This is a genomic window from Burkholderia sp. BCC0397 (assembly GCF_902832865.1).
Lineage (GTDB): Bacteria > Pseudomonadota > Gammaproteobacteria > Burkholderiales > Burkholderiaceae > Burkholderia.
Genome location: NZ_CADFDL010000006.1, coordinates 198,442 through 221,089, shown reverse-complemented (window position 1 = coordinate 221,089; position 22,648 = coordinate 198,442). Strand labels below are relative to the sequence as shown.

Annotated in this window: 18 protein-coding genes; 1 reads left to right on the top strand and 17 read right to left on the bottom strand. The window is 68.7% G+C overall.

The annotated features are described in order from the left end of the window. Positions 1-8 precede the first annotated feature (8 nt). From HWX03_RS20445 to HWX03_RS20415, 7 genes are all read right to left on the bottom strand, one after another. Entirely contained in the window at positions 9-590 is a 582-nt protein-coding gene (locus HWX03_RS20445; protein ID WP_244132704.1) for a type 4 pilus major pilin, read from the bottom strand. A gap of 82 nt (positions 591-672) precedes the next feature. After that, complete coding sequence (locus tag HWX03_RS20440; RefSeq protein ID WP_175872455.1) at positions 673-1,749, bottom strand: type II secretion system F family protein; 1,077 nt, start codon at positions 1,747-1,749, stop codon at positions 673-675. Further along, positions 1,739-3,373: an ATPase, T2SS/T4P/T4SS family gene (locus HWX03_RS20435; protein ID WP_175823823.1), complete on the bottom strand. Its 1,635-nt coding sequence runs from the start codon at positions 3,371-3,373 to the stop codon at positions 1,739-1,741. The genes HWX03_RS20440 and HWX03_RS20435 overlap by 11 nt, the downstream gene beginning before the upstream one ends. 16 nt (positions 3,374-3,389) lie before the next feature. Further along, a complete protein-coding gene (pilP, locus tag HWX03_RS20430) occupies positions 3,390-4,103 on the bottom strand; it encodes a type IV pilus biogenesis protein PilP (RefSeq protein ID WP_175872454.1) in 714 nt (237 codons plus the stop codon). Further along, positions 4,093-5,358, bottom strand: coding sequence for a type 4b pilus protein PilO2 (pilO2, locus tag HWX03_RS20425; RefSeq protein WP_175823825.1), 1,266 nt, complete (start codon positions 5,356-5,358; stop codon positions 4,093-4,095). Before pilO2 ends, pilP begins: the two co-directional genes overlap by 11 nt. Positions 5,359-5,380: 22 nt before the next feature. Then, on the bottom strand, positions 5,381-7,066 hold the full coding sequence (locus HWX03_RS20420) for a PilN family type IVB pilus formation outer membrane protein (protein WP_175872453.1): 1,686 nt from the start codon (positions 7,064-7,066) through the stop codon (positions 5,381-5,383). After that, complete coding sequence (locus tag HWX03_RS20415; RefSeq protein ID WP_175872452.1) at positions 7,066-8,049, bottom strand: toxin co-regulated pilus biosynthesis Q family protein; 984 nt, start codon at positions 8,047-8,049, stop codon at positions 7,066-7,068. The genes HWX03_RS20420 and HWX03_RS20415 overlap by 1 nt, the downstream gene beginning before the upstream one ends. 161 nt (positions 8,050-8,210) lie before the next feature. Between HWX03_RS20415 and HWX03_RS20410 the strand changes: the two genes are divergently transcribed. After that, on the top strand, positions 8,211-9,314 hold the full coding sequence (locus HWX03_RS20410) for an ATPase, T2SS/T4P/T4SS family (RefSeq protein ID WP_174434272.1): 1,104 nt from the start codon (positions 8,211-8,213) through the stop codon (positions 9,312-9,314). Positions 9,315-9,459: 145 nt separating this feature from the next. On the opposite strand, the gene HWX03_RS20405 is transcribed toward HWX03_RS20410, so the two are convergent. The 10 genes from HWX03_RS20405 to HWX03_RS20360 all read right to left on the bottom strand — a co-directional run bounded on the left by HWX03_RS20405 (position 9,460) and on the right by HWX03_RS20360 (position 22,645). Beyond that, positions 9,460-10,080: an ANTAR domain-containing protein gene (locus HWX03_RS20405; protein WP_175872451.1), complete on the bottom strand. Its 621-nt coding sequence runs from the start codon at positions 10,078-10,080 to the stop codon at positions 9,460-9,462. After that, positions 10,077-11,252 carry a transporter substrate-binding domain-containing protein gene (locus tag HWX03_RS20400; RefSeq protein ID WP_174434273.1) on the bottom strand — a complete coding sequence of 392 codons (1,176 nt, stop codon included), beginning with the start codon at positions 11,250-11,252 and terminating at the stop codon, positions 10,077-10,079. Before HWX03_RS20400 ends, HWX03_RS20405 begins: the two co-directional genes overlap by 4 nt. 78 nt (positions 11,253-11,330) lie before the next feature. Further along, on the bottom strand, positions 11,331-12,614 hold the full coding sequence (locus tag HWX03_RS20395; protein ID WP_175872450.1) for an amidase: 1,284 nt from the start codon (positions 12,612-12,614) through the stop codon (positions 11,331-11,333). Between the two features lie 16 nt (positions 12,615-12,630). Then, on the bottom strand, positions 12,631-13,338 hold the full coding sequence (locus tag HWX03_RS20390) for an ABC transporter ATP-binding protein (protein ID WP_175872449.1): 708 nt from the start codon (positions 13,336-13,338) through the stop codon (positions 12,631-12,633). Then, positions 13,335-15,086: a branched-chain amino acid ABC transporter ATP-binding protein/permease gene (locus HWX03_RS20385; RefSeq protein ID WP_244132728.1), complete on the bottom strand. Its 1,752-nt coding sequence runs from the start codon at positions 15,084-15,086 to the stop codon at positions 13,335-13,337. Before HWX03_RS20385 ends, HWX03_RS20390 begins: the two co-directional genes overlap by 4 nt. A gap of 91 nt (positions 15,087-15,177) precedes the next feature. Next, complete coding sequence (locus tag HWX03_RS20380; protein WP_175872447.1) at positions 15,178-16,011, bottom strand: branched-chain amino acid ABC transporter permease; 834 nt, start codon at positions 16,009-16,011, stop codon at positions 15,178-15,180. A 60-nt stretch (positions 16,012-16,071) separates the two neighbouring features. Beyond that, the gene (locus HWX03_RS20375; RefSeq protein WP_175872446.1) at positions 16,072-17,226 is read right to left on the bottom strand and encodes a substrate-binding protein; all 1,155 of its coding nucleotides are present in this window, start codon (positions 17,224-17,226) and stop codon (positions 16,072-16,074) included. Between the two features lie 79 nt (positions 17,227-17,305). After that, the gene (locus HWX03_RS20370; protein WP_174434279.1) at positions 17,306-18,205 is read right to left on the bottom strand and encodes a nitrilase family protein; all 900 of its coding nucleotides are present in this window, start codon (positions 18,203-18,205) and stop codon (positions 17,306-17,308) included. A 271-nt stretch (positions 18,206-18,476) separates the two neighbouring features. Then, the gene (locus tag HWX03_RS20365; RefSeq protein ID WP_175872445.1) at positions 18,477-20,894 is read right to left on the bottom strand and encodes an FAD-dependent oxidoreductase; all 2,418 of its coding nucleotides are present in this window, start codon (positions 20,892-20,894) and stop codon (positions 18,477-18,479) included. 161 nt (positions 20,895-21,055) lie between these two features. Continuing rightward, positions 21,056-22,645, bottom strand: coding sequence for a hypothetical protein (locus tag HWX03_RS20360; protein ID WP_175872444.1), 1,590 nt, complete (start codon positions 22,643-22,645; stop codon positions 21,056-21,058). Positions 22,646-22,648: the final 3 nt, after the last annotated feature.

Here is a 22,648-nt window from a genome sequence, read left to right as displayed (position 1 = left end):
CACCGGCATCAGGTCGAGGTCCAGGCCACTGTATTCGTGTCGCCGCCCGCGCACGCGGTGGCCGCGCTGTCCGGCGTCGCGGGCAGCGTCAGCGCCGTGTCGTTGACGGTGATCGAGATCCAGCTGCCACCCGCGCTCACGCTGTTGACACACACGCTGCGCGGCACGTTCGTATAGGTGATCGTGAACTGGTTGCTGTTGTTCGTGGCCGCCGCGACGGTGATCGTGCCGTTCCACATGTTGGTGATGGCGCCGCTGCCGGACGCCGGCGCCAGTGTCGACGGAAACACGCCCGCGCTCGCCAGCACCGAATTCGACAGGTTCGCATAGCTCGCCGACTGCCCCATGTACAGCTTCTTCACGCCGCTCTGGATCGCGTTCACCTGCTCCGTGATCGAATTCGTGTTCGCGCTGCTGAACGCGCCCGCCAGCAACGCGATCGCGCCGATCACGACGATCGCCGCGATGCCGAGATAGGAAATCGCCTCGAGCAACGACGCGCCGCGCTGCAGTGCGGCGCCCGGGTGCGCGGCCCCCCCTGCCGGCGGCGGCATGCGCGCGACGTCGCGCCGTTTCGTTCGTTTCGGCATCCCATGCTGCGTGACCGCTTTCATCGCCTTTCCCCTGTTGATGAACCTGCGTGGTTGATCGGAGTGATTGACCGGAGTACCGCTAATGCATCGCCCTGCTCATCGCGGCGAGTTCCTCCTGGATGCCGAAGAACCCGACGATCAGCATCCCCAGCATGATCGCCATCGCCACGATCGCGACGCCGTTGAGCACGCGCATTTGCGCGGACACCCGCTCGACGCCCGTTTCGATCCATTCGTCCGCGAGCGTCTTGAGCGACTCGGCGAAGCCCTTGTATTGCGCGTATACGCACAGGTCGTCGACGATTTCCTGCGACGGAAACCGGTGCCCGCTCATGCGCATCGCCTCCCCGACATTCAAGCCCGATTTCACGCCGAACAGCGTGTCGTCGATACGCTCGCGCAGCCATGGCTTCGCATGGTCGGCCAGTTGCGCGAGCGATTTCTCGACGGTGAAGCCGGCCGCCTGCATCGACGCGAACGCGGTCAGGAAACTCGAACCGACCATCAGCCGGTACAGCGACCAGGGGGCGTAATTGTCGAAACGGCTGCGCAGGCGCCCGGACCAGCGCGGCATCGACCAGACCAGCAACGCGACGAGCACGACGAGCACGATCAGGCATTCGGGCAGCCACGCCTGCACGAACACGGACAGGTCGTACAGCAGGCGTGCCGAGCCGTGCCAGCGCTCGGGATCCTCGATCGCCGCGAATTGCGGCACGAGCTTCGCGCCGAACAGGTAGAGATAGGCCAGCATCATCGCGAGCAGCGCGACGGGATACGCGAGGCCCTGCGCGATCGCATTGCGGATGCGCCGCCCCGACGTCACGATGCCGGTCACCGAGCGCAGCGCGGCTTCGAGGCGGCCCGACTGCTCGCCCGCCAGCACGATCATCTGTTCGGCCTGCGGCACCCAGCCGTCCATGCCCTCGGCAAGGCTGCCGCCGTTCTGCACGGTGCGGCGCCATTCGCCGAGCAGGATCGCTTCGGGCAGCGTCGGCTTGCGTCCGTCGTGCGACGCGCGCAGTTCGAGCTCCTCCAGCACCTTCAGCAACGGCAGGCCGTTCGAGAGCATCTTCTCGATCTTGCGATAGTGCCGCAGGCGCGCTTGCGGCGTGGCCTGCAGCTTGGCCCACCGCAGGTGCGGATCAAGATTCATGGCCGGCTCCCGCGACCGCGCCGCCCGGATTCCCGCGCCGGCCCTCCGTCGTGTCGACCGGACGCAGCCGCACCGGTTCGTTGCGCGCCACGAGCGGGCCGACGATGCGCTCGGCCGCGCGCGGGTCGACCAGCCCCGCGGCGACTTTCTCGATCGTGTGCTCGACGGTCGTGCGGCCGCCGAGCTCGTCGAGCCAGTACGCCTGCGCCGCGCGTTTGTCGCCCTCGCGCAGATAGGCGAACAGGCGCGCATCCGGCCGGATCACCTCGGCGACCACCGTCCGGCCGATGGTGCCCCGCCCGCCGCAATGCTCGCAACCGGGCCCCTGCACGAAGACCTTGTCGAACGAGGCGCCGACCGCGCGGCGCACGCGCGCCGCCAACGCATCGTCCTGCTGCGGCGAACCCGCGAGGCGCTGCTTGCAATGCGGGCACAGCAGCTTGACGAGACGCTGGCTGACGAGCCCCGTGATCACCGATTCGTCGGCCACCATCGCGAGCGGCAGGCCAAGGTCGACGAGCCGGTCGACGATCGCGAGCGCACTGTTGGCATGGACGGTGGTCCAGACCTGATGGCCGGTCATCGACGCACGCAACGCGCTTTGCGCGGAAGCGCGGTCGCGCACCTCGCCGATCATGATCGTGTCCGGGTCGAGCCGCATCGCATTGGCGATGGCGCCGGCAAACGCCAGCGAGCGCGCTTCCTCGGTCGGCGCGTTGACGACCGGCGTCTGCACCGCGCCCGCGATCGGATACTCGACCGGATCCTCGACGGTAATGACGTGGACGGAGCCGTGGGTCTCCGCGATCTGCCCGGCCAGCACGCGCTGCAGCGTGGTCGACTTGCCCGACCCGGTCGGCCCGCTGATGATGTTCATGCCGTGCGGCAGGCGCCGCAACTCGTCGATCTCCGCGGCCTGCGCATCCGAGTAGCCGAGCAGGCGCAGGTCGATCGAATCGCCGGCGTCGTTGTAGAGCAGCCGCAACACCATCACGTTGCCGGTGCTGGTGGGCGCCGTTGCAATGCGTACCCCGAACAGCTCGGCAGGCAGTTTGTCGCGGTCGCCGATCGCCGCGTCCTGGCGTTCGTGCGGCTTGTACGTGTTGTCCGAGACGCTCGCCATCGCCGCATAGAGCGTCGCGAGCAGGCGCGCGCCCTGCTCGCGGGTCTGCTCGCTCACGCGCACCAGTTCGTTGTGGATGCGAAACAGGATCTCCGTGCTGAAGCGCTTCACGCGGATGTGGATGTCGGACGCGCGTTCGCGGCACGCGTGCGCGATCAGTTCCTTCGCGAGCATCTGCATCGCCGTGTGATCGACGCGTTCGCCGGTCCCGTCGGAGCGCATTCCCTCGTACGCGCGCCGCACCTCGTCGAGCCCGACCGCCTGCATCCGGTAGTGATGGTGGAGCCGGTCGAGCCGCGCGCGATAGGACAGCACGTAGGGGCTCAGCTCGTGGCCCTCGGCGATCAGCAGGCGGCCGTCGTCGAGCAGGCACAGCAGCTTGCGCTCTTCCGCGCTCGCGGCCCACGGGCCTTCGCCGGACAACGGATGCGCGGTGTCGACGCCGGCCGCGCTGCGCGGCGGCGCGGCGGCGCCGGGACGCCCCAATCGAAGTGAGCTCATCGGATGCCTCGCCTGGCTACTGGGCCGGTTGGTACGCGGGCGGCAAACCCGCTGCCGCCGCCGCGGGGTCGGCGGCGGGCACGAGCGTGCCGGCGGACGCGCCGGCGCCCATCGCCACGCCGGGATTGGCGGTGCCGTTCGCGGCCGGGTTCGGCCCGCCGTTGAACACCGCGCCGCTGCGTGACGCGAGCACCGGCACCATGCGCATCTTCTGCCCGTTGCCCCAGCGCCCGACGACTTCGTTCGCGCCGATCGACACGATCTTCATGCCGTTTGGCAATTCGTCGCCGGACGCCACGTCGAAACGCTCGCCGATACCGGTCTGCACGATCGCCGTATAGCGATGACCGAAGCCCTCGATCGCGATGACGCGCACGTTCTGCGCGACCGGGTCGATCGTCGCGGCGCTGCCGAGCCGGGCCAGCGCAGCCGTCCGTTGCGCGACTTCGGCCTGGGCGTCGAGTTTCCTGATCTCGGCCTTGAGCAATACGGTCTGCTCCTCGAGCCGCGTCAGTTGCGCGGCGGCCCCGGTCGACCAGCCGGCCGGCGGCGCGTCCTGCGCGGCGCCGCTCGCCGGCGCGGCGCCAAGCGGCTTCGCCACGGCGACGCCCGCGGACGCTTTCGGCACGGTCGCGGCAGGGTCGGATGCGGCGGCGATCGCGCCGCCCGTCCAGATCAGCCCCGCGACGATCAGCCCGGCACGGGCGCGAGCTCTCGTATCAATTCGCATAGACGACTCCCTCCGCGGACCAGTCGCCCGCCTGGTAGGTCAACTTCACAAGGCGCACGCCCGCCGCGCTCAGCAGCGGCGTGAACTGTTCGGGCGGCAAGCCGCCGAGCCGCGCCAGCAAGCGCCACTGACGCCACGGCGGCGGCGCGCTGCCGACCGGCGCGAGTGCATCGGGCTGCGGCGCCGCGACCGGCGACAGCGTCGCCGGCACGTTCATCGCCTGGAACCGCGCCAGCAACTCCGCTTTCAGGCTGCCGCCCGGCAGCAGCGCTTCGTCGCGCGGCGCGCCCATCTCGAACGGTTCGCTGAACGACGCGTGTTCGCCGCTCGCATCCAGTTGCGCGGACGGCGCCCGCGCGAGCAGCAGCGCGACCGTCGAGCCGTTGCGCGACCACGCGTACTGCACGCCCTGCGGATCGCACACGTAGCGATCGAGCGTCCATCCGCCCGGCGCGAGCAGCGCGAAATGCCGCTGGCAGGCCCGCGCGAACTGGCCGGGATCGGGCAGCCGCGCCCACGGGTGGGCGGCCGGCCCCGACGCGCCCACCCGCAGGCCGGCCCGCGCCAGCGCGAGCGCGCGGTCCCGCTCGCGCTGCTCGGCGGCGCGATGATGGGCGTACCAGACCGACACGCCGGTCGCCGCGACCGCGACGCCCGCGGCGAGCCCGAGCGCCTGCCACGGCAGGCCGCGCCGGACCGGGCGCAGGCGGGTCCATTGCGGTGCCCGCACGCGGCCGCGCCGGCTGTCGAGCAGATCGTCGATGCGCCGCGCGTAGAAATTGTGGAACCCCATCGGCTCGATCTCGGGGTCGCCGATCACGGTGTTCCAGCCACCGAGCGCGTAGTCGGAGTTCAGCCGCTCGAACACCTCGTCGGCGGACCCGATGAAATCACCGTTCGGCAAGAACGAGCCGTCGCGGATCGCGAAAAAGGCCCAGCGTCCGTCGGGCAGCCTGAACGCACCCAGCCAGTTCGGCGCGGGCTGCTGGCGGCCGTTATAGAACGCGCCCTGCTTCGCGATCGCCTTCGCGACGACGATGCCGAGCGACGCCATGCCCGACTGCACGCCGTCGCCAGCGTTCGCGAACCCCGCGGCCGCGACGCTGCGGTCCATGCGCAGCACCATCAGGTCGAAGCTCAGCTTCCTGCCGAGTTCGATCGCTTCCTTGCGCAGTTCGTGGCGCCGCGACAGCGACTGCCAGAACAGTCCGCAGACGAAACGCTGGTGCCCGATCTGAATGACGTGAGTGGCCATGGCAGGATCCGTCGCGCGATCGTCAGGCGCCGTTCATCATGATCGGCGTGATCAGGATCACGATTTCCTGCCGGTCGCGGACGCCGTCGTAGCCGCCGCCGAACGCGTAATTGTTCGGCTTGCCGATGCCCGACTTCGTGAGGCTGTCGTTGGATGCCTCGTAACCGCTCAGCACCAGCGTCTGCCCCGACTTCATCGATACCCGCTGCAGGAAATTGCGCGTGTCGATCTCCGGCGTCTGGATTTTCTGACCGCCGCTCTCGACGGTTTTCAGCTCCAGCAGCGCCGAGATGTTCGTGTAGAACTGCAGCAGGACCGTGCCGTTGTCGAGCACGTGCGGCAGCAGCGTCATGTTGAACCCGGTCGTGATGGTGCCGGGCGTGAGCGCCGTCTGCGAGCCGACGTTCGCGGTGTTGGTCGTCGACACCGACGCCAGGTAGCCCTGCTGGGTCGCCACCTGCACCGGCACCGGCTGATCGTTGAGCGTCGTGATCGACGCCGAGGTCTTGCGCCGCACCTTGCCCTGGCGCGACAGCGCGCTGATCATCGCGAGCGTGCCCGACGCGCGGCTGTTCGGCGTGATCACCTGGGCGGTGAACGAGACCGGATTGGTCGCGGTCGTCGAGAACGTGTTCGCGAGCGAGAACGACGTGCCGAGCGCCTGGTAGACGGCGTGCCAGTTGATGCCGTAGCTGTCGTCGTCGGACAGGTCGACCGATAGGACGGTCACGTCGATCAGCACCTGCTTCGACAGCGAGCGATTCTGCGCGTCCATGAACTGCCCGACGCGATCGAGTGCGTCGGGCGTGTCCGTGACCGTGATCGACCCGGTCGCCGGCGACGACACGACGCTGCCATAGCGCGACAGCATCGCCTTGATCGACGCGCTCAGGCTGTTGAACACCGACAGCTGCGAGTTGACCACCGTGTTGGCCGTATTGCTGGCCGATACGCTCGGCTGGTTCGAATTCGAACCCGTGCCGCCCGCCGACATGCTGCCGCCGCCTGCGATGTTGTCGCTCGTCGCGCCGCTCATCACGTGCGCGTCGACCGACGCATCGCCGGGAATCGCGTTGACCTGGAACGTGCGCGTGTCGGTGAAGTAGAACAGGATCGCGCCGTTCACCAGCTTCCACGACACGCCGAAGCGCGCGGCCGCGGCATCGAGCAGGCCGCGCAGGTCGCCATGCCGATACGAGATGTGGGTCGGCGCCGCGAGGCCCGCGATCGCATTCGCGCCGGGCGCATTGCCGCGCGACCCGTCAAGCCCGGGGAGTGTCGGCAGCGGCGGCAACGGCGGCACGTTGCCGAGCACCGGCGTCGACGCAGCGCCGCGGGCGCTCGCCGGTGCATCACCGGTCGCATTCGGCGAGACGCGCGTCGGGATATGCGTGAGCCGCGAAACGCGCTCGGCGAATTCGGCCAGCGAGCCGACGTCGCTGTCGAAGGTGGCCGGCTGCAGGAACACCGGCGGCAGCACGTCCGCATGATTCAGCTTGATCGTCGTGCCCGACAGCCACAGTGAATCCTTGACGATCACGCTGTCGGCGCCCGCGCGCGGGCGGGCGTCGCCGGCAAACGCGGCATCGATCGCTTGCTTCGACTGCGCGTGATCGTGGTCGACGGCGGCGGACAATTTCTCCGACAGGCCGGTACAGCCGGTCGTCAGGGTCGCGGCGAGCGCGAGAGTGATCGCGAGATGGCGCATTAACCGGCTCCCTTTTCAACGATGCGAAGCACCTTGTTGCCTCGATAGAGAATCGCCTGCACGGGCGCGTCGGTGGCCGACAGCGCGCCGATCACCGATTGCAGCGCTTCGTCGAACGTGCCGGTCAGGATCGCGGGCGCGTCGACGGCGAAATCGACCGGCGCCTCCCAGATCAGTCGCCAGCCCGCCTCCTGGGTCCAGCGCGTGAGTGCGCCGCGCACCGTGCGATCGGACAGCTCGATGCGCCACGTCCGCGCCGGCGGCGGCAACGGCCCCGCGCCGGCGGGCAGCACACCCGCGACGGGATGACGATCCGTGGCGGCACCGCGCGCGCCGGGCAGCGGCAATTCGGCGTCCGGCATGCGGTCGGCCTGGGTCGCCGGACGCGCGTCCGCGGCCGCGCCGGAGCGCGACGAGCCCGGCGCCGACGGACGCGATGCGAGCCGCGACGCGCCGGCCTTGCCGGCCGGGCTCGCGCGATCCGGCATCGGGCTCTCGGGCGGCGCACCGCCGATCGGGCCGCCGACCACGACACCCGCGGGCCCGCCATCGGTCACGCCGCCCGGCAGCGTCGCGGACGGCACCGGCGGCACCGGTGGCGGCATCAGCGCGCCCACCGTGTCGGAGCCGAACGGCTGCCGGTAACGGACGGTGACGAGCTGGAAATCGGTGTCGACCTGCGCGGCGAGTTCCGGATGCCCCGCGAGCATCTCGCGCAGCGTTTGCGCGAGCGAATGGCCCGCGCTCCACGACACCGGCGTCGCCGCCCATGCGCCGGCATTCGGCAGGTTGATGCTGTACGTGACCGGCACCATCCTGCGCAGTGCGGCGCGCAACGGCACGCCCGCGCCCTGGGTCGTGACGCGCGGCGTATCGTGCGCCTCGCCGGCCACCGAGACCTGATCGTCGAGCGCCGTGCCGCCGGGCCCGGTGGCCTGCGCATGCGCGGCCCCCCAGCCTCCGACCATCCAGAGCGCTACCATGCATGCCTTCAACGTACGCATTCAGGTCGTTCCTCCAGCCACGGCGTCGCCGACGCCCGATGATTTGCCTGCCGGTTGCCGCATCCCCGCCGCCGCGCTGGACAATCGCGCGGAGGCCTGCGAGGATCGCGTTACCCCCTTCGCTGCAATCGACACACGATATGCACAGTCACCCGTCCGAACCGCGCGACCTGACCCAGGAGATCCTCGACCTCGTCGATCAGCGCCGCTTCTTCACCGACCTGCACATCGAGCAGGACCGGCCCATCATGATCAAGACGCCGCGCGGCTGGGTCGAGACCGAAGGCGGTCCGATCATGCTCGACGAGATGGCGCCGATGCTCGACGCCGTCGACGACGACTGGGACAACCGCCTGCGCGACGGCGCGATCGATCGCCAGTTCGTTCTCACCGGCTGCCGCCTGCGCGCGCACGTCTACCGCACCTCGAACGGCCGCAAGACCGTCATCTCGATCCGCCGCCTGCCGCTCGCACCGCTGCCGCTCGACAAGCTCGGCCTGCCCGCGTACATCCGCTCGACGATCGAGACCGCGAGCATGGGGCTCGTGCTCGTGACCGGCGTGACGGGCTCGGGCAAGACGACCACGATCGCATCGCTGCTCGACCACCTCAATCGCACCCGCAACTGCCACATCGTCACGATCGAGCAGCCGATCGAATACGCGATCGACAGCCACCAGTCGATCATTTCGCAGCGCGAGGTCCCGACCGACACCCGCAGCTTCTCCGCCGGCATGCGCGAAGTGCTGCGCGAGCGCGCCGACGTGATCATGGTCGGCGAGATCCGCGACATCGAAACCGCCGAGGCCGTGCTGCAGGCCAGCGAATCGGGGCACCTCGTATTCGCGACCATGCATACCGGCAGCGCACTCACCACCGTCACGCGCCTGCTGTCGTTCTTTCCCGCCGAGCAGCGCGAACGTCACGCGGCATCGCTCGCGAACGCGCTGATCGGCGTGATCTGCCAGAGCCTCGTGCCCAGCGAAAGCGGCGATCAGCTCGTGCTCGCCAGCGAACTGCTGTTCAATCACAATCAGCAGATCAGCGCGTTCCTCACCGATCCGTCGAAGATCCCGATGCTCGCGGAATTCGTCCGGCGCAAGGAGGACAACATGTCCCGCTCGCTCAACGAAAGCCTCGCGCAACTCGTCGCCCGGAATGCCATCACCGCGCGCGACGCACTGCGTGCGACCTACAACCGCATCGAACTCAACGAAATGCTTCAGCAGACCGGTATGCGTTGAGGTCATTCTCGCCAGCCGGACAACGCGCGAAGACAATCTTTGACAATCTGTTACGATTCGCGCCGCGCCGGCCGCACACGGGGCGCGCGCACGCTCGCCGTACGCGCGCCATACGCTCGCCGTACGCGAGGCACTGCCGTTTCGATCAGGATCGGGCGGGTTTGTCGAGGCCGAGTTTTTCCATCGCCTCGTGCGCATCGATCACCATCGTCGCGACTTCGCCGACGGTCACGCGCAGGCGGGTCGCACGCGAGCGGATATGTTCGTAGGCGTCGTTTTCGCTCAGCTGGTGCGATTCGATCAGGATGCGCATCGCGCGTTCGATGTGGCGGCGCGCCTTGATCGCGTCCTCGAGCTTGCCGATCTTGTTCTGCAGCCGCTGCTGATAGCCGGACGACGCGCGCGCGAGCACCAGCGTGCTCAGGATGCCCGTCGAGCGATAGGGCCTGGTGATGACGCCGTGCGCCTGCGTATCGACGAGGATCTTCAGCACGGTCGGATTTTCATAGTCCGACAGCGCGATCAGCGTCGCCCGCGTATCGGCCGCGCACCAGTTGCCCGCGCGGCGCGTCTCCGGTCCGACCAGGAAGAACACCGCGTCGGCATCGTTGGGCAACTGCGCGGGAAACGGCCACAGCACCGTCACCGGGCAGCCGATCCGGCCCAGTTGCTCGACCAGCACGTTGCGGTCCTCGCCGGGCGGATGAATCACCAGCACGCGCAAGGTGCGCAGATCGTCGAACAGCCGGTGCGCCCACGTGGTCATGGCCGTTCTCCATCGAGCCAGAACTCGGCGAAGCCGTACGACACCAGGTACGGATCGGGCTTGACGGGCCCGCTCCCCTCCCAAACGATGTCGAACGCGCCGTCGGGCCGGCACACGGCGATGCGCGGCGTGAGGATCGCGTGATTGTTGTCCCGGTCGATGCGCAGCACGCCTTCGGGCGAATCGAATTCGACGTCGTGCACCGCGTCGACCAGCTTCGCCGTGTCGAGGCTGCGCGTGCGCGCCAGCGCGAGCGCGAACAGGCGGACCTGGTTGTACGCCATCTCCGACCACATGCTCGCGGGCTGCTCGCCGAAGCGGGCGCGCCACGATTCGAGAAAGCGCCGGTTGCCGTCGAGATCGAGCGTATTCAGGTAGCTGGCCGACACGATATGGTGGCCGCACAGTTCCGGGCCGATCATGCGCGTCTCGCCCTCGGTCATGGTCAGGCTCGCGATCGGCACCTGGGCGGGATCGATGCCGTGCTCGCGGTACAGCTGATAGAACGCGCGCGCGCTGCGCCCGATCAGCGTCGAGAACACGACGTCCGGCGGCGCCGCGCGAATCTGCCGGACCACCTCCGCGAGCGCGTCCGGATCGGCGTCGTTCGGCAGGTAGATCTCGTCGACGATCTCGCCGCCGTGCTGCTCGACCATGTCGCGCATGATGCGGTTCGATTCGCGCGGATAAATGTAGTCGGCGCCCACCAGGAAGAAACGCCGCCCGCGGTTGCGCAGCAGATAGGCCGCCAGCTGCATGCTGTTCTGGTTCGGCACCGCACCCGTATAGATCACGTTCGGCGAATATTCGAAGCCCTCGTAGATCGAGCAATACCAGAGCAGCGCATTGTTGCGCTCGATGACGGGCAGCACCGCCTTGCGGCTCGACGACGTCGAGCAGCCGAAGATGACCGTGACGTCGTCGTCCTGGATCAGGCGCGACGCCAGCCGGCGGTATTCGTCCGGATCGCTGCGCGGATCGTAGACCACCGGGTCGAGCGGGCGTCCGTCGACGCCGCCCGCCGCGTTGATTTCCTCGATCGCGAGCACGGTGCCGAAAAAGTGCTCGGATTCGGTCGCCGCCGTCACGCCCGTGCGCGAATACAGCACGCCGATGCGCCATCCGGCATCCGCGCCCGACTGTCCCGACGACTGCTGCGACTTCGCCTGCATGCCGTTTCCTCCAGTGTCCGTGCTCATCGTGCCGGGCCCGCGCCGTGATGGCCCGCGCGGCCCTCGGCACGCGCCTGCTTACGTGACCGCGATGGCCTGCTCGACGAACCGGGCTGCCGCGAGGCAGCGCAGATCGTCGCCGTGCGGGCCGATCACCTGCACGCCGATCGGCGCGCCGCGCGCGCCGCGCAGGCCGGGCACGTTCACGCACGGCGTGCCGAGCAGGGTCCAGTTCCGGTTGAATGCCGGATCACCGGTCGACGCGAAACCGTCCGGCGCCTCGTCGGGCGCGCTGGGCGTCAGCAGCGCGCTCAATCCGTCGAACCAGCCGCCGAGCGCGTCGCGCGCGGCCGCGAGTTCGGCGCATGCGGCGAGATAGCTCGCCGTGTCCACCTGCGACGCGCGCTCGAGAAACGACGCGAGCATCGGCGTCAACGCGCCGCGATGTCGATCGTACTCGAAACCCAGCGTCCGGTATGCCTCGTAACGCTGGATCGTCTCGTGCGCATCGGTCATGCGCGCCATCCACGGCGCGAAGCGCACGCGGCGCACGTGGCCGCCCGCCCGCTCGATCGCGCGGATCGCGGTGTCGAGCACCGCGCACGCGTTGTCCGACGGCTGCGTCCACGGCCACGATTCCGGTACGCCGAACACCGGCCCGTCGAGCGGCGACGCATCGTCGGTGCGCGGATCGCGCGCGGCCAGGACGGCGCCCAGGTACGCGACGTCACGCACCGTCGCCGCGAACAGGCCGACCGTATCGGCCGTCCACGAGAAGCCCTTCATGCCGGCGGTCGGCAGCATCGCGACGGTCGGCTTGTAGCCGGCGATCCCGCAGAACGACGCGGGGCGAATCGTCGAGCCGCCCGTCTGCGAGCCGATCGCGAACGGTGCGTAGCCCGCGGCGACCGCCGCCGCCGATCCGGACGACGAGCCGCCCGCGGTACGGCCGGGATCGCACGGATTGCGCGTGACCGTCGGCGCCATGTACGCGAACTCGCTCGTCACGCTCTTGGCGATCACGACACCGCCCGCGCGCCGCAGCATCGTGACGATGGCCGCGTCGGCGGCAGGCTGGTGCCGCGCGTAGATCGGCGAACCGTAGCAGGTCGGCAACGCCTGCGTGTCGAAGATGTCCTTGACGACGACGGGCAGCCCGCCCAGCGGCCCGTCCGCCGCGTCGGCCGCCGCCAGCGCGGCCTCCCGCGACACCACCGCGGTCAGCGCGCGAACCGATGCTTCGACGGCGTCGATCCGCGCGAACGCGTCGTGCATCACGCGACCGCGATCTCCGTGCGCACCGTCGATTCGCGCCAGCATCTGCCGCGCGGAGCCCGGGCGATAAAAGCCGGTTTCGTGCATGTCGTCGTCCTCCCGGCTAGACCCGCAGGTGCGCGAAAACCGACGCGGCAGCCGACGGCGCCTTCGCATCGCCGTCGTCGATCAGCGCCCCCTGCTTCAGCACCGCGTAGCGATCGGCGACCTTCAGCGCGAACGGCACGTTCTGCTCGATCAGCAGCAAGGTCGTGCCGCGGCGCTCGCGCTCCCACAGCAGCACGTCGGCGAGCCGGTCGATCACCGACGGCTGCAGGCCCTCGGTGATTTCGTCGAGCAGGATCGTCGACGGCCGCATCATCAGCGCGCGCGCCACCAGCAGCATTTTCTGCTCGCCGCCGGACAGCGTCCCCGCATACTGCTTCAGCCGGCTCGCGAACACCGGAAACACCGGTTCGATCTCGGCGAAGCGTTCGTCGAACGTCAACGCCTGCGCCAGCCCGAGCCGCAGGTTGTCGCGCACGCTCAGGTCGTGGAACAACGCGTGCTCCTGCGGCGCATAGGCGATCCCCGCCCGCGAGATCCGGTGCGGCGGCAGGCGCGTGATGTCCGCGCCGTGCGCATGGATCGAACCGCCCGTCTTCGGCAGGTAGCCCATGATGGTCTTCAGCAGCGTCGTCTTGCCCATGCCGTTCTTGCCGAGCAGCGCCACCGCCTCGCCGGCGGCGACGCGCATCGTCAGGCCACGCAGCACGATCGCATCGCGATAGCCGCTCGTGACCGCGTTCACGTCGAGCGCAATCCCGCTCATGGTGCCTCCTGTCGCGCGGCAGCGGCGCCGCCCTGCGCGCTGCCGGAATAAATGGTCCGGACCAGTTCCGACGCCACCACGTCGGCGAAGCTGCCCTGCATCACGATCCGGCCTTGGTGCAGCACGACGATGCGGGTCGCGACTTCCGCGACGAAATCCAGATCGTGCTCGACGAGCAGACAGCACAGCCCGTACCGGTGCGCGAGCGCCGCGAGCACGTTGCCGATCTGCGTGCGCTCGACCTTGGTCAGTCCCGCCGTCGGCTCGTCGAGCAGCACGATGCGCGGCTCCAGCGCGAGCACCATCGCCAGTTCGAGCGCCTGCTGCTCGCCGTGCGACAGATCCTTCGCGACGGCGTCGAGCTTGCGGTCGAGGCGTGTCGCGCGGATCACCTCCAGCGCGTACGGTGGCAGCGCGAGCGTCGTCGCGGCGCGCACCAGCGACGGCCGCTCGACGAGGGTGCCGGCGATGCGCAGGCATTCGGCCACGGTGAGACTGTCGAACACGTTGGCGTTCTGGAACTTCCGGCCGAGGCCGAGCCGCACGCAGCGCTCCGGCGGCATCCGGCCGATCTCGGTGCCGCCCAGCGCGACCTGCCCCGACGAACGCTCGGCGCCGTCGCTCATGCAGCGCATCAGCGTTGTCTTGCCCGCGCCGTTCGGGCCGATCAGGCCGACCAGCTCGCCGCCGGCCGCCTGCAGGTCGATGCCCTGCAATACCTTGAGACTGCCGAAATGCCGCTCGACCGCACGCATGTCGAGAGCGGGCGCGGTGCCGGCCGTGGCTTCACGCGGCTGCACCGGCCGCTCCACGAGCACCGGCAACGGCCGCCCGCTCGCCATGAAGCGGCGCAACGGTCGGGCGAGCAGCGGCACGAGGCCCTTCGGCAGCAGCACGATCACGACGACGAACGCGGCGCCGAGAATCAGCTGCCATGCGAACGGCATGCTCCCGCTCAGGTAGGCCGTCGCGACATTGATCAGCAGCGAACCGATCACGGGCCCCCACAACGTGCCGCGCCCGCCGAGCGCGACCCACACGACCAGTTGCGTGCCGAGCAGGAAGCCCGACAGCTCGGGCGCGACCACGCCGCTGAACGCGCCGTAGCCGAACCCGGCCAGCCCGGCGATCATCGCGGTCGCGATCAGCAGCACGATCTTGACGAACGACGTATTGATGCCGAGATACGCACAGCGCGCCTCGTTGTCGCGGATCGCGACGAGCAGGCGGCCGCCGTCGCTGCGCACGAACACCCAGGCCAGCACCGCGACGGCCAGCAGCGCCGCGCCGGCGATCCAGTACCACTGGCCCAGCGACAGGTCGAAGGTCTCGAAGCCGGTCAGCCCCGAGCTCGAGCCGGTCCATTCGCCGCCCGACAGCAGCGACTGCGTCAGCACGATCGGCAGCACCAGCGACATCACGGTCGCGAAGAACGGCGACGCGCCGCGATAGAACGACAGCCAGCCGAACACCGCGGCGACGGCCGCCGTCGCGGCGAGCGCCGCGCCGATCGCGAGCAGCGCATGCAGCGCCGAAAAGCCGCCATGCGTGAACACGAGCCCGGCCGTGTACGCACCGATGCCGAAGAACGCCGACTGGCCGAAGGTCAGGTAGCCGGTATAGCCCCACAACAGGTCGACCGTCACCACGACGATCGAAAAGAAACACGCCTGGATCAGGACGTTCAGCAAATACGAACCGAACACGAACGGACCGGCGACCAGCAGCACGGCCGCCGCGGCGACCATGATCGCGAGGTCGCGCCACGCAGGCGCACGCGGGGCAGGTGCCGCCTGCGCCGCCGAATCGGCGCAATGCGGCTCGAACGAGGCGTCGACCTTAGCCATGAGCGAACCCCCGCGGACGGATGCGCAGCGTCAGCGCCGCGAGCACCGCGATCGTCAGGCCGCCGAGCACCGGGCTCACGAACGTGCTGACGAGCACCTGGCATGCGCCGAACACGATGCACGTGACGAGCAGGCTCGTCATCGAATGCCCCGACACCATCACCAGCATGAACGCGCTGACGATCCACCCGACGCCCATGTCCGGATCGACGCTCGACAGCGGCGTGATCAGCGCGCCGGCGAGCGAGCCGAGCGCCGCGCCGAGGGCGAACGTGATGAAGCGGATGCGGCCCGAATGAATCCCGAGCCCGCGTGCGAGGTCTTCGTTCATGATGACCGCCCGCGTCTTCACGCCGAAGCGCGTGCCCGACAGCAGCAGCGTCAATCCCGCGCAGAGCCCGAGCGCGATCGGCACCAGCACCAGCCGGTAGGCCGAGTATTGGGTGCCCGCGATCGACACCGCGCCCTTCATCGACGTTTCGACGAACTGCACTTCACGGCCGAATACCATCACGATGATCTGGCCGATCACGATGCCGAGCCCCCAGGTGGCCAGAATCGCGTCGAGCGGCCGTTTGTACAGCGGCCGGACGATGATCCATTCGACCGCCATGCCGACCACCGTCCCCACCACGATCGCGAGCGGCACGCTCAGCCACGGATCGAGCCCCAGCCGCGTCACGACGAAGCTCGCGTAGGCGCCCAGCGTGAGCAGCGCGCCATGCGCGAAGTTCACGATCTGCATCACGCCGAAGATCACCATCAGGCCGACGGTCACGATGAACAGCACGGCCGCCGTCGTACCGATGTCCAATACCAGTCCCATGTTTCCTCCCGGTTCAGGTTCGGTTCGCCGCCGGCGAACCCGGGTGCACCGCGCCGCGCGTTACTTGAGCTTCGGGCATTGCATGCCGGGATCGACGTCGGCGAACGTCTGCAGCACCTTCACCGAACCGTCCGGCTGGATCTGCCCGAGGCGCATCGCGAGCGGCACGTGACGGCTGCGGTTCATCGTGACCGTCCCGCGCGGCCCGTCGAACGACACCTCGCCGAGCGCCTTCACGACCTTCGACGAATCGGTCGCCCCGGCCTTCTCGACCGCCGCCTTGTAAAGGAAGAACGCTTCGTACTGCGGCTCCGACAACTCGTTCGGCGTCTTCACGTCCTTGCCGAACTTGCCGTCGAGCGCCGCGACGAACTTGCGGTTCTGCGGCGAATCGATGCCGGTGAGGTAGGACGCCGTCATGAACACGCCGGTCGCGACGTCGCCCATGCCCTTGGCCGTGCCTTCGTCGATCGCGAGGTTGCCGTACGGCAGCGCGAGGCCCGAGCTCTTGAGCTGCTTCGCGAGCGCGACGTTCGGTGCGCCGCCCGCGGTGGCGCTGATCAGCGCATCGGGCTTCGCCGCGCGGATCTTCGAGAGCACCGGCGTCCAGTCGGTGCCGTCGATCGGCAGGTAGGTCTCGCCGATCACCTTTCCGCCGTGCTGTTCGATGTACTGCTTCGTGAAGTCGAGCATGCCGCGGCCGAACGCATAGTCGTTGCCGACCAGGTAGAACGTCTTCGCGCCGCGGCGCTGGTTGAAGTAATCGACGATCGGCGCCACCACCTGTTCGGGCACCCAGCCGTTCACGTACATCCACGGGCTGCACGAGCGGCCTTCGTAGAACGACGTGTAGATGAACGGCTTCTTGCCGCGCGCGACGATCGGCAGGGCCGCGTTGCGCGCGGCGCTCGTCTCCATCGAGATGATCGCGTCGACGTTCTTCTGGAACACCAGCGTGTCGTACGCCTTCTGCGCGCCCACCGCGCCCGAGCCGTCGTCGGCGATCACGAGCTCGACCGGACGCCCGAGAATGCCGCCCGCCGCGTTGATCTCGGCCACGGCCAGTTGCGACGACTGCACGACGGCCGGCGCGACGACGCTGTTGGCGCCCGACAGCCCGACCGCGACGCCGATCCGGATCGGCTCGGCCGCCGATGCGGCCATCGATGCCGCGACGATGAAGGCGGCGGCGATTGTCTTGTTCAACGACCTCATGATGCTTCCTTGTAGTGGTGGGGAGTCGCGGCGCATCGGGGTGAATGACGCCGGGTGAGGCACGAAACGCGCGCCGCGATCACGGCGGCGACACCGGCCAGCCGGTGCCGAGCATCGGGTCGTAGATATCCGCGCGACGATCGCGCAACACATGGTTGTGCGCATTCAGCGTGCGGCCGGCGCGCGTGCGCGCCACGTCGATCGTCCCGTAGACGATTTCCTCGCGATCGGCGCTGGCCGGGCCCGCGATGGGCCAGCCGTCGCCGCCGACGATCAGGCTCTGGCCGATGAACGGCTGGCCGCGCTCGATGCCGACCCGATCCGCGCACGCGATCGCGACGCCGTTGCTGTGCGCGGCGGCCATCGTCAACGTGGTCGCCATGCCCGGACGATCGTCGGGCTGCGACGGCATCGGCACCCAGTTGGTCGGCACGCAGACGAGATCGGCGCCCTGCATCGCGGCCAGTCGAAACGTCTCCGGAAACCACACGTCGTAGCAGATCGCCATCGCGATGCGCCCGAGCGGCGTGTCGAATACCGGCACACCGAGGTCGCCCGGCTCGAAAAAGCGCTTTTCGTTGTCCCACAGGTGCAGCTTCCGGTACACGCCGAGATGCCCGCCCGGCCCCGCGAACAGCGCCGAGTTGTAGAGCCGCGCGCCATCGCGTTCGGCGATGCCGCTCACTATGTGGACATTCAGGCGCCGCGCGATGGCCTCGAACGCCCGCGCGGTCGCGCCATCGGGCACGGGCTCCGCGAGCGCCAGCGCTTCGTCGCGATCCTCGAACACGTAGCCGCTGTTGGCAAGCTCGGGCAGCACGATCAGCACCGCGCCGTTGCGTGCAGCCGTCTCGATCCGCTCGAGCGCACGCGCGAGGTTGTGCTGCGCCGCACCGATGCGCGGCTCCATCTGCACGCAGGCGATCACGAACGCACGCGCCTGCGCCGCCTCTCCTTTCGCCGGGCCGTATTCCGCCATCCGTCGTTTCTCCCGAAAAACAAAAAGCCCCCGGACCAGCGTCGTGCGACGCAAGTTCGGGGGCTTCATAGCCGTCCATATGTGGCGCGGCAACATTGCCGCGGAGGCGCCGTCGAGCATGGCGCCTCAGTCGGAGCGAATATAAGAAGCCATTTTTGACGTGTCAAGCGATTCCTCCGGCGTCGTTGCCGCTTCATGCCCCCCGCTTTTCGACGCACTTTTCGTGTGCGGCCGCGACGTTTGCCGGCTCGTCGCGGCCGCCCGTTCGCGACTACAGGATCTGCTGCTCCAGCGGCGGGTTCTTGGGCAACGTGCCGCCGTGGTGCTTCACCATGCTCTGCACCGAGTTGATCGCCGCCGCGAACGGACCGCTCGCGAAACCGGCCTCGGCCGTCACCTTCTCGTTGATGAAATGCAGACCGCTCGACTTCAGCGTGTTGGCGTACAGCGTGCGCGTATTGTCGAGATCGTTCGGCGCGTCCATCTTGAAGGCGCCGCCCTGGGTCGGCACTTCGGTCCAGTGCGTGTAATGACTCCGCGCTTCCCAGTGCTTGTCGATCAGGTCCGCGAGATTGCGCAGTTTGGTGCCGTCCTCGGGCTCGGCGCGCTCCGCCGATTCACGCAGCGTGCCGACCAGGTTCCTGATCTGCGTTTCCTTCGTCTTGCCCTCGACCTTCTTCGCGTTGTCGCCGAGCGTGTAGCTCAGGTAGATCACCGCGTTGTCGCCTTCCTTCGCGGGGGCGTGCAGATACAGTTGCTGGAACTCCGCGGTGGACTGCAGGTTCTTCGGCAATGCCTCCGGATGGAACTCGTCGGCCGGCACGGTCATCGTCATCTTGGTCGCGCCGACGATGTTGACGCTGTCCAGCGCCACGGCGAGTTCCGCCGGGACGAGGCTGCCCTCGCCCTGCTTCGTCAGGCCCAGTTGCGTCGCAATCTTCGGGCTCGCCGCGAAAAAGACTTCGTCGTAGGTTTCGCTCTTCGTTTCGCCGTTTTCCTTCCACGACACGCGGTACTCGTCCTTGCCGGTCTTTTCGTTGGTCGTCTTTTCGACGTCGGTGGCCAGCGCATTCAGCCGGATCGCGCCCTGGTCCTCGAGCGACTTGCGGCCGGGCGGCAGCCCGGCGGTGTCCGCGATCATGCGCTTGAGCGGCTCGTCGGCGCCATCGACCAGCAACTGGTGGTTTTCGAGCCGCTCGTCGACGAGGAAACGCATTTCCTCCAGGAAACCCGTGTTGTAGTAACCCTTGTAGCCGCCGACGCCGATGCCGACCGCGCCGAAGGTTTCCCAGTGCTTGTCGTCCCAGTGAATGCCGTTTTCCTTCAGCAGATGCTCGACGCCCTCCTTGAACGTGAACGGATCGAACCGGTTCTTCGCGGCCTCGCACAACTCGCGAAATTTCGCCGTATCGCCCGCGTCCCGTGCGTCGCGCATCGGCTGCGTCAGCGATCCCATCGCCTTGTCGAAGTCCGACTTCACCTGCTTCAACACCGGGTCGGTCGGCTCCTTGCCCGGCTCCGCCTTGCGCACGCTTTCCTCGAGCAGCAGCAGCGCGCCGACCTGGCTCGGGTTCGTGAAATCGATATGCTTGAGTTCGTAGTGCTCCGCGAAGCTCCAGTAGAAGTTGCCGTGCGTCGTGTGAAAACGCATGCCGCCGGGATGCGTGGCGGTCGGGCTCTGGGCGCCGTCGTCGAGCTGGCGATGGTGCGTCGCGAGGCGGCCGCCGATGTGATCTTCCGCCTCGAGCACCGTCGACGTCACGCCGATGCGGTTCAGGCTGTCGGCCGCCATGATCCCCGCCGGGCCCGCGCCGATCACGCACACCCGGAGCTTTTCCGCGACGTCCTTCGGCAGGTTGCCGACCTTGCGGTCGTTGCCCCAGTAGAAGCCCTTGTAGTCGTACATGTGATCGAGCGGCAACGTCATGCGCATGTCGGCATCGCGTGCGCGGACCGTGGTGCGATGCGTTTCGTCGGTGGCCGCCTGCCCGAACGACCCTTGCAGGGCCGTGCGCGCCGGCGCGCCGCAGGCCGCGAGCAGGCGCTGCGCATCCGCGGTCGGCATGTGGGCCGCCGTGTGTTCGAGCCACGTCGCGACGTTCGGCCTGCCGGCGAGCCGCTTGTTCCCGGCGCCGACCGTGTCGAGCACGTCGCTTTTCTCGCGCTCGGACAGGGCGTGCCAGTGCAGCGTCAGCTCGCGGCGCATCTGCTTGACCTCCGGCGCCGACTTCAGCGTCGAGAGCGTGGTCAGGTTGGTCGTCATCGCTTCCAGCAGCTTGGCGCGATTGTCTGCGGACGGCCATTTGCCCACCGCCGCCGAGAAGTAGTGGCCGAGCGACTGCGGCGTGAGTGGCGGGATGTCGCGCCCTACGGCGGACAGGCTTTCGCGTGCCGGCCGCATCCTGTTCTTGGTCGATTCGGCGCCCAGGCTGAAGGCCGCCGTATCCACGCGGCTCGACGGCCAGCCACTGGGCGTCTCGACGCGCGCACGCTTGGCGGCGGCCTCGAGTTCGGTGACCGACGCGCGCGGGCTGCCCTGCGTGGGAAGCGCGCTGCGGCGCTCCACGCCCGTGACTTCGGGCAGCGTCGAACTCGACGGGCCGACGGGCGACGACGGCGATGCCGGACGCTCGAGCGTGGCGTGTTCCGCGCTGTCGGAGGTGTGAACGTGAGGATTGACCGATTCCATTTCGACGTTTCCTTTCGGGTTGCAGAAGGGGATTGAAACAACGATGGGGTGAAACGGGCCGCGCCGGCTGCGTGTCGCACGCGGCTGCGTGACGGCCCGAATCGGGGGTCCCGGCGCACCGCGACGGGCAGGTCGCGATGCGCCGGGCGACGACGGCGACGTCAGGTCGCGTCGCCCGTCGACGTTCGCCGCGGCGACTCCGTCGGCGTCGGGGCATGCGACACGTCGGCGGGCGACGACGACGCCGGCGCCGGCGCGGGCAACGCACCCGATGCGACCGGCTCGCTGTCGTGTTCGCTGCCGCTGTGATCGTCGACTTCCTCGATGCGCGACGACACGTCGTCCTCGTCGTGGGCCGGCGCCGGCCTTCTCGACATCAGCGCGTCGCAGGTCTCGATCAGCGTGCCGAACGCCTCGGTCGCGAGGAACTCCATGATCATCAGCGCGCCGGGCACCGCCAGCGCCGAGCGCGGCGAGATCTGCCCTTTCGGCAGGTTGGCATTCTCGGGATCCTGTTCGATCAGGTGCGAGGTCAGCACGAGCGCGATCGCGATGACGAAGCCCGCGTGCGCCGGCACGCCCGCCAGTCGGCCGAACTTTTCGGTCCAGAGCGTCTTGATGCCCTGCCCCATGGCGCGCGCGGCGTCGCTGCCCGATTCGAGCAGGCTCTTGTTGTGATTGACGAGTCTCGCTTCCAGCCGGTCGAGCGGTTGGTGCGCGATCAGTTCGCCGTGCGTCGGCGCCTCGATGCCTTTCTCCCGCATGGCATCGCCCGATTGCCGCAACCGGCCGAGCGCCGCCTTCACGGCGCCGCCCGCGCCGCTCAGTGCGCTTTCGAGCGTTTCCGCGCCGAAGAACGTCGCGGCGTCGGCATACACGTCGTTCAGTACCGTCCGCTGCTGATCGAGCGAACCGCCGGTATGGATCGCATGCAATACGGGCACGATCGTCACCATCGCGCGCACCAGTTGACGCTCCATCTCGGCCCGCACGCCCGGCGGCAGGGCTTCTTCCGCGTAGCGGTTGTAGCGGCGTAGCACGGAAGGCGGCAACGCGGTCGCCACCAGCGGCGGGATGTAGTGCGCCTCGAGGCCTTCGCGCGCAGCGGCCGTGTTGGTCGTCGTGAACATGACCGTCGCACCGATCGGCAAACCGGTGGCCGGCGACGGCACGTGCTTGCCCACGTACGTGCCGGCCAGCGACAGCGCGAGCAGGTAGCCCGAACGCCCGACGAGCGGCGCCGTCCACTCCGCGAAGGACTTTTTCAGAAAGCCGCGCAGCGCCTTCTCGTCCGTCACGCCACGGCGTTCGTACAGCGGCGCGCGTGCGAGCAGGCTTCGCAGCACGTCGTCGGGCACGCGGTCGGCATGCGTGCCGTACAGCACGTGTGCGGTCGTGGCCGCGATCGTGACATGCGCTGCCGGCACATCCGGGCCGGCGAGCGCCGTCAGCTTCTGTTCGCAGGTCCGGTGCCCTATTTCAGGATCGCTGCCGTGTGGCACCGGCATGCGCCGCTGGCGCAACGTCATGGCGAATTCGTCGCCTGAGGCGACGGTCCCGCGATTGCGCGCGGCCGGCAACGCCGCCGTGTGCTGGGCCATCGACGTCGATGCCGGCACGGGAGGACGCGCGTCCTCCCGGGAACGCGCCGTCTCTTCGGGCGGTTCACCGGTCGCTTCGTGGTGTCCAATCGTGGAGGGTTCCATAGGTATCCTGATAGATCGGTTTGCAGTTGGCGAGACGAATGCCATGCC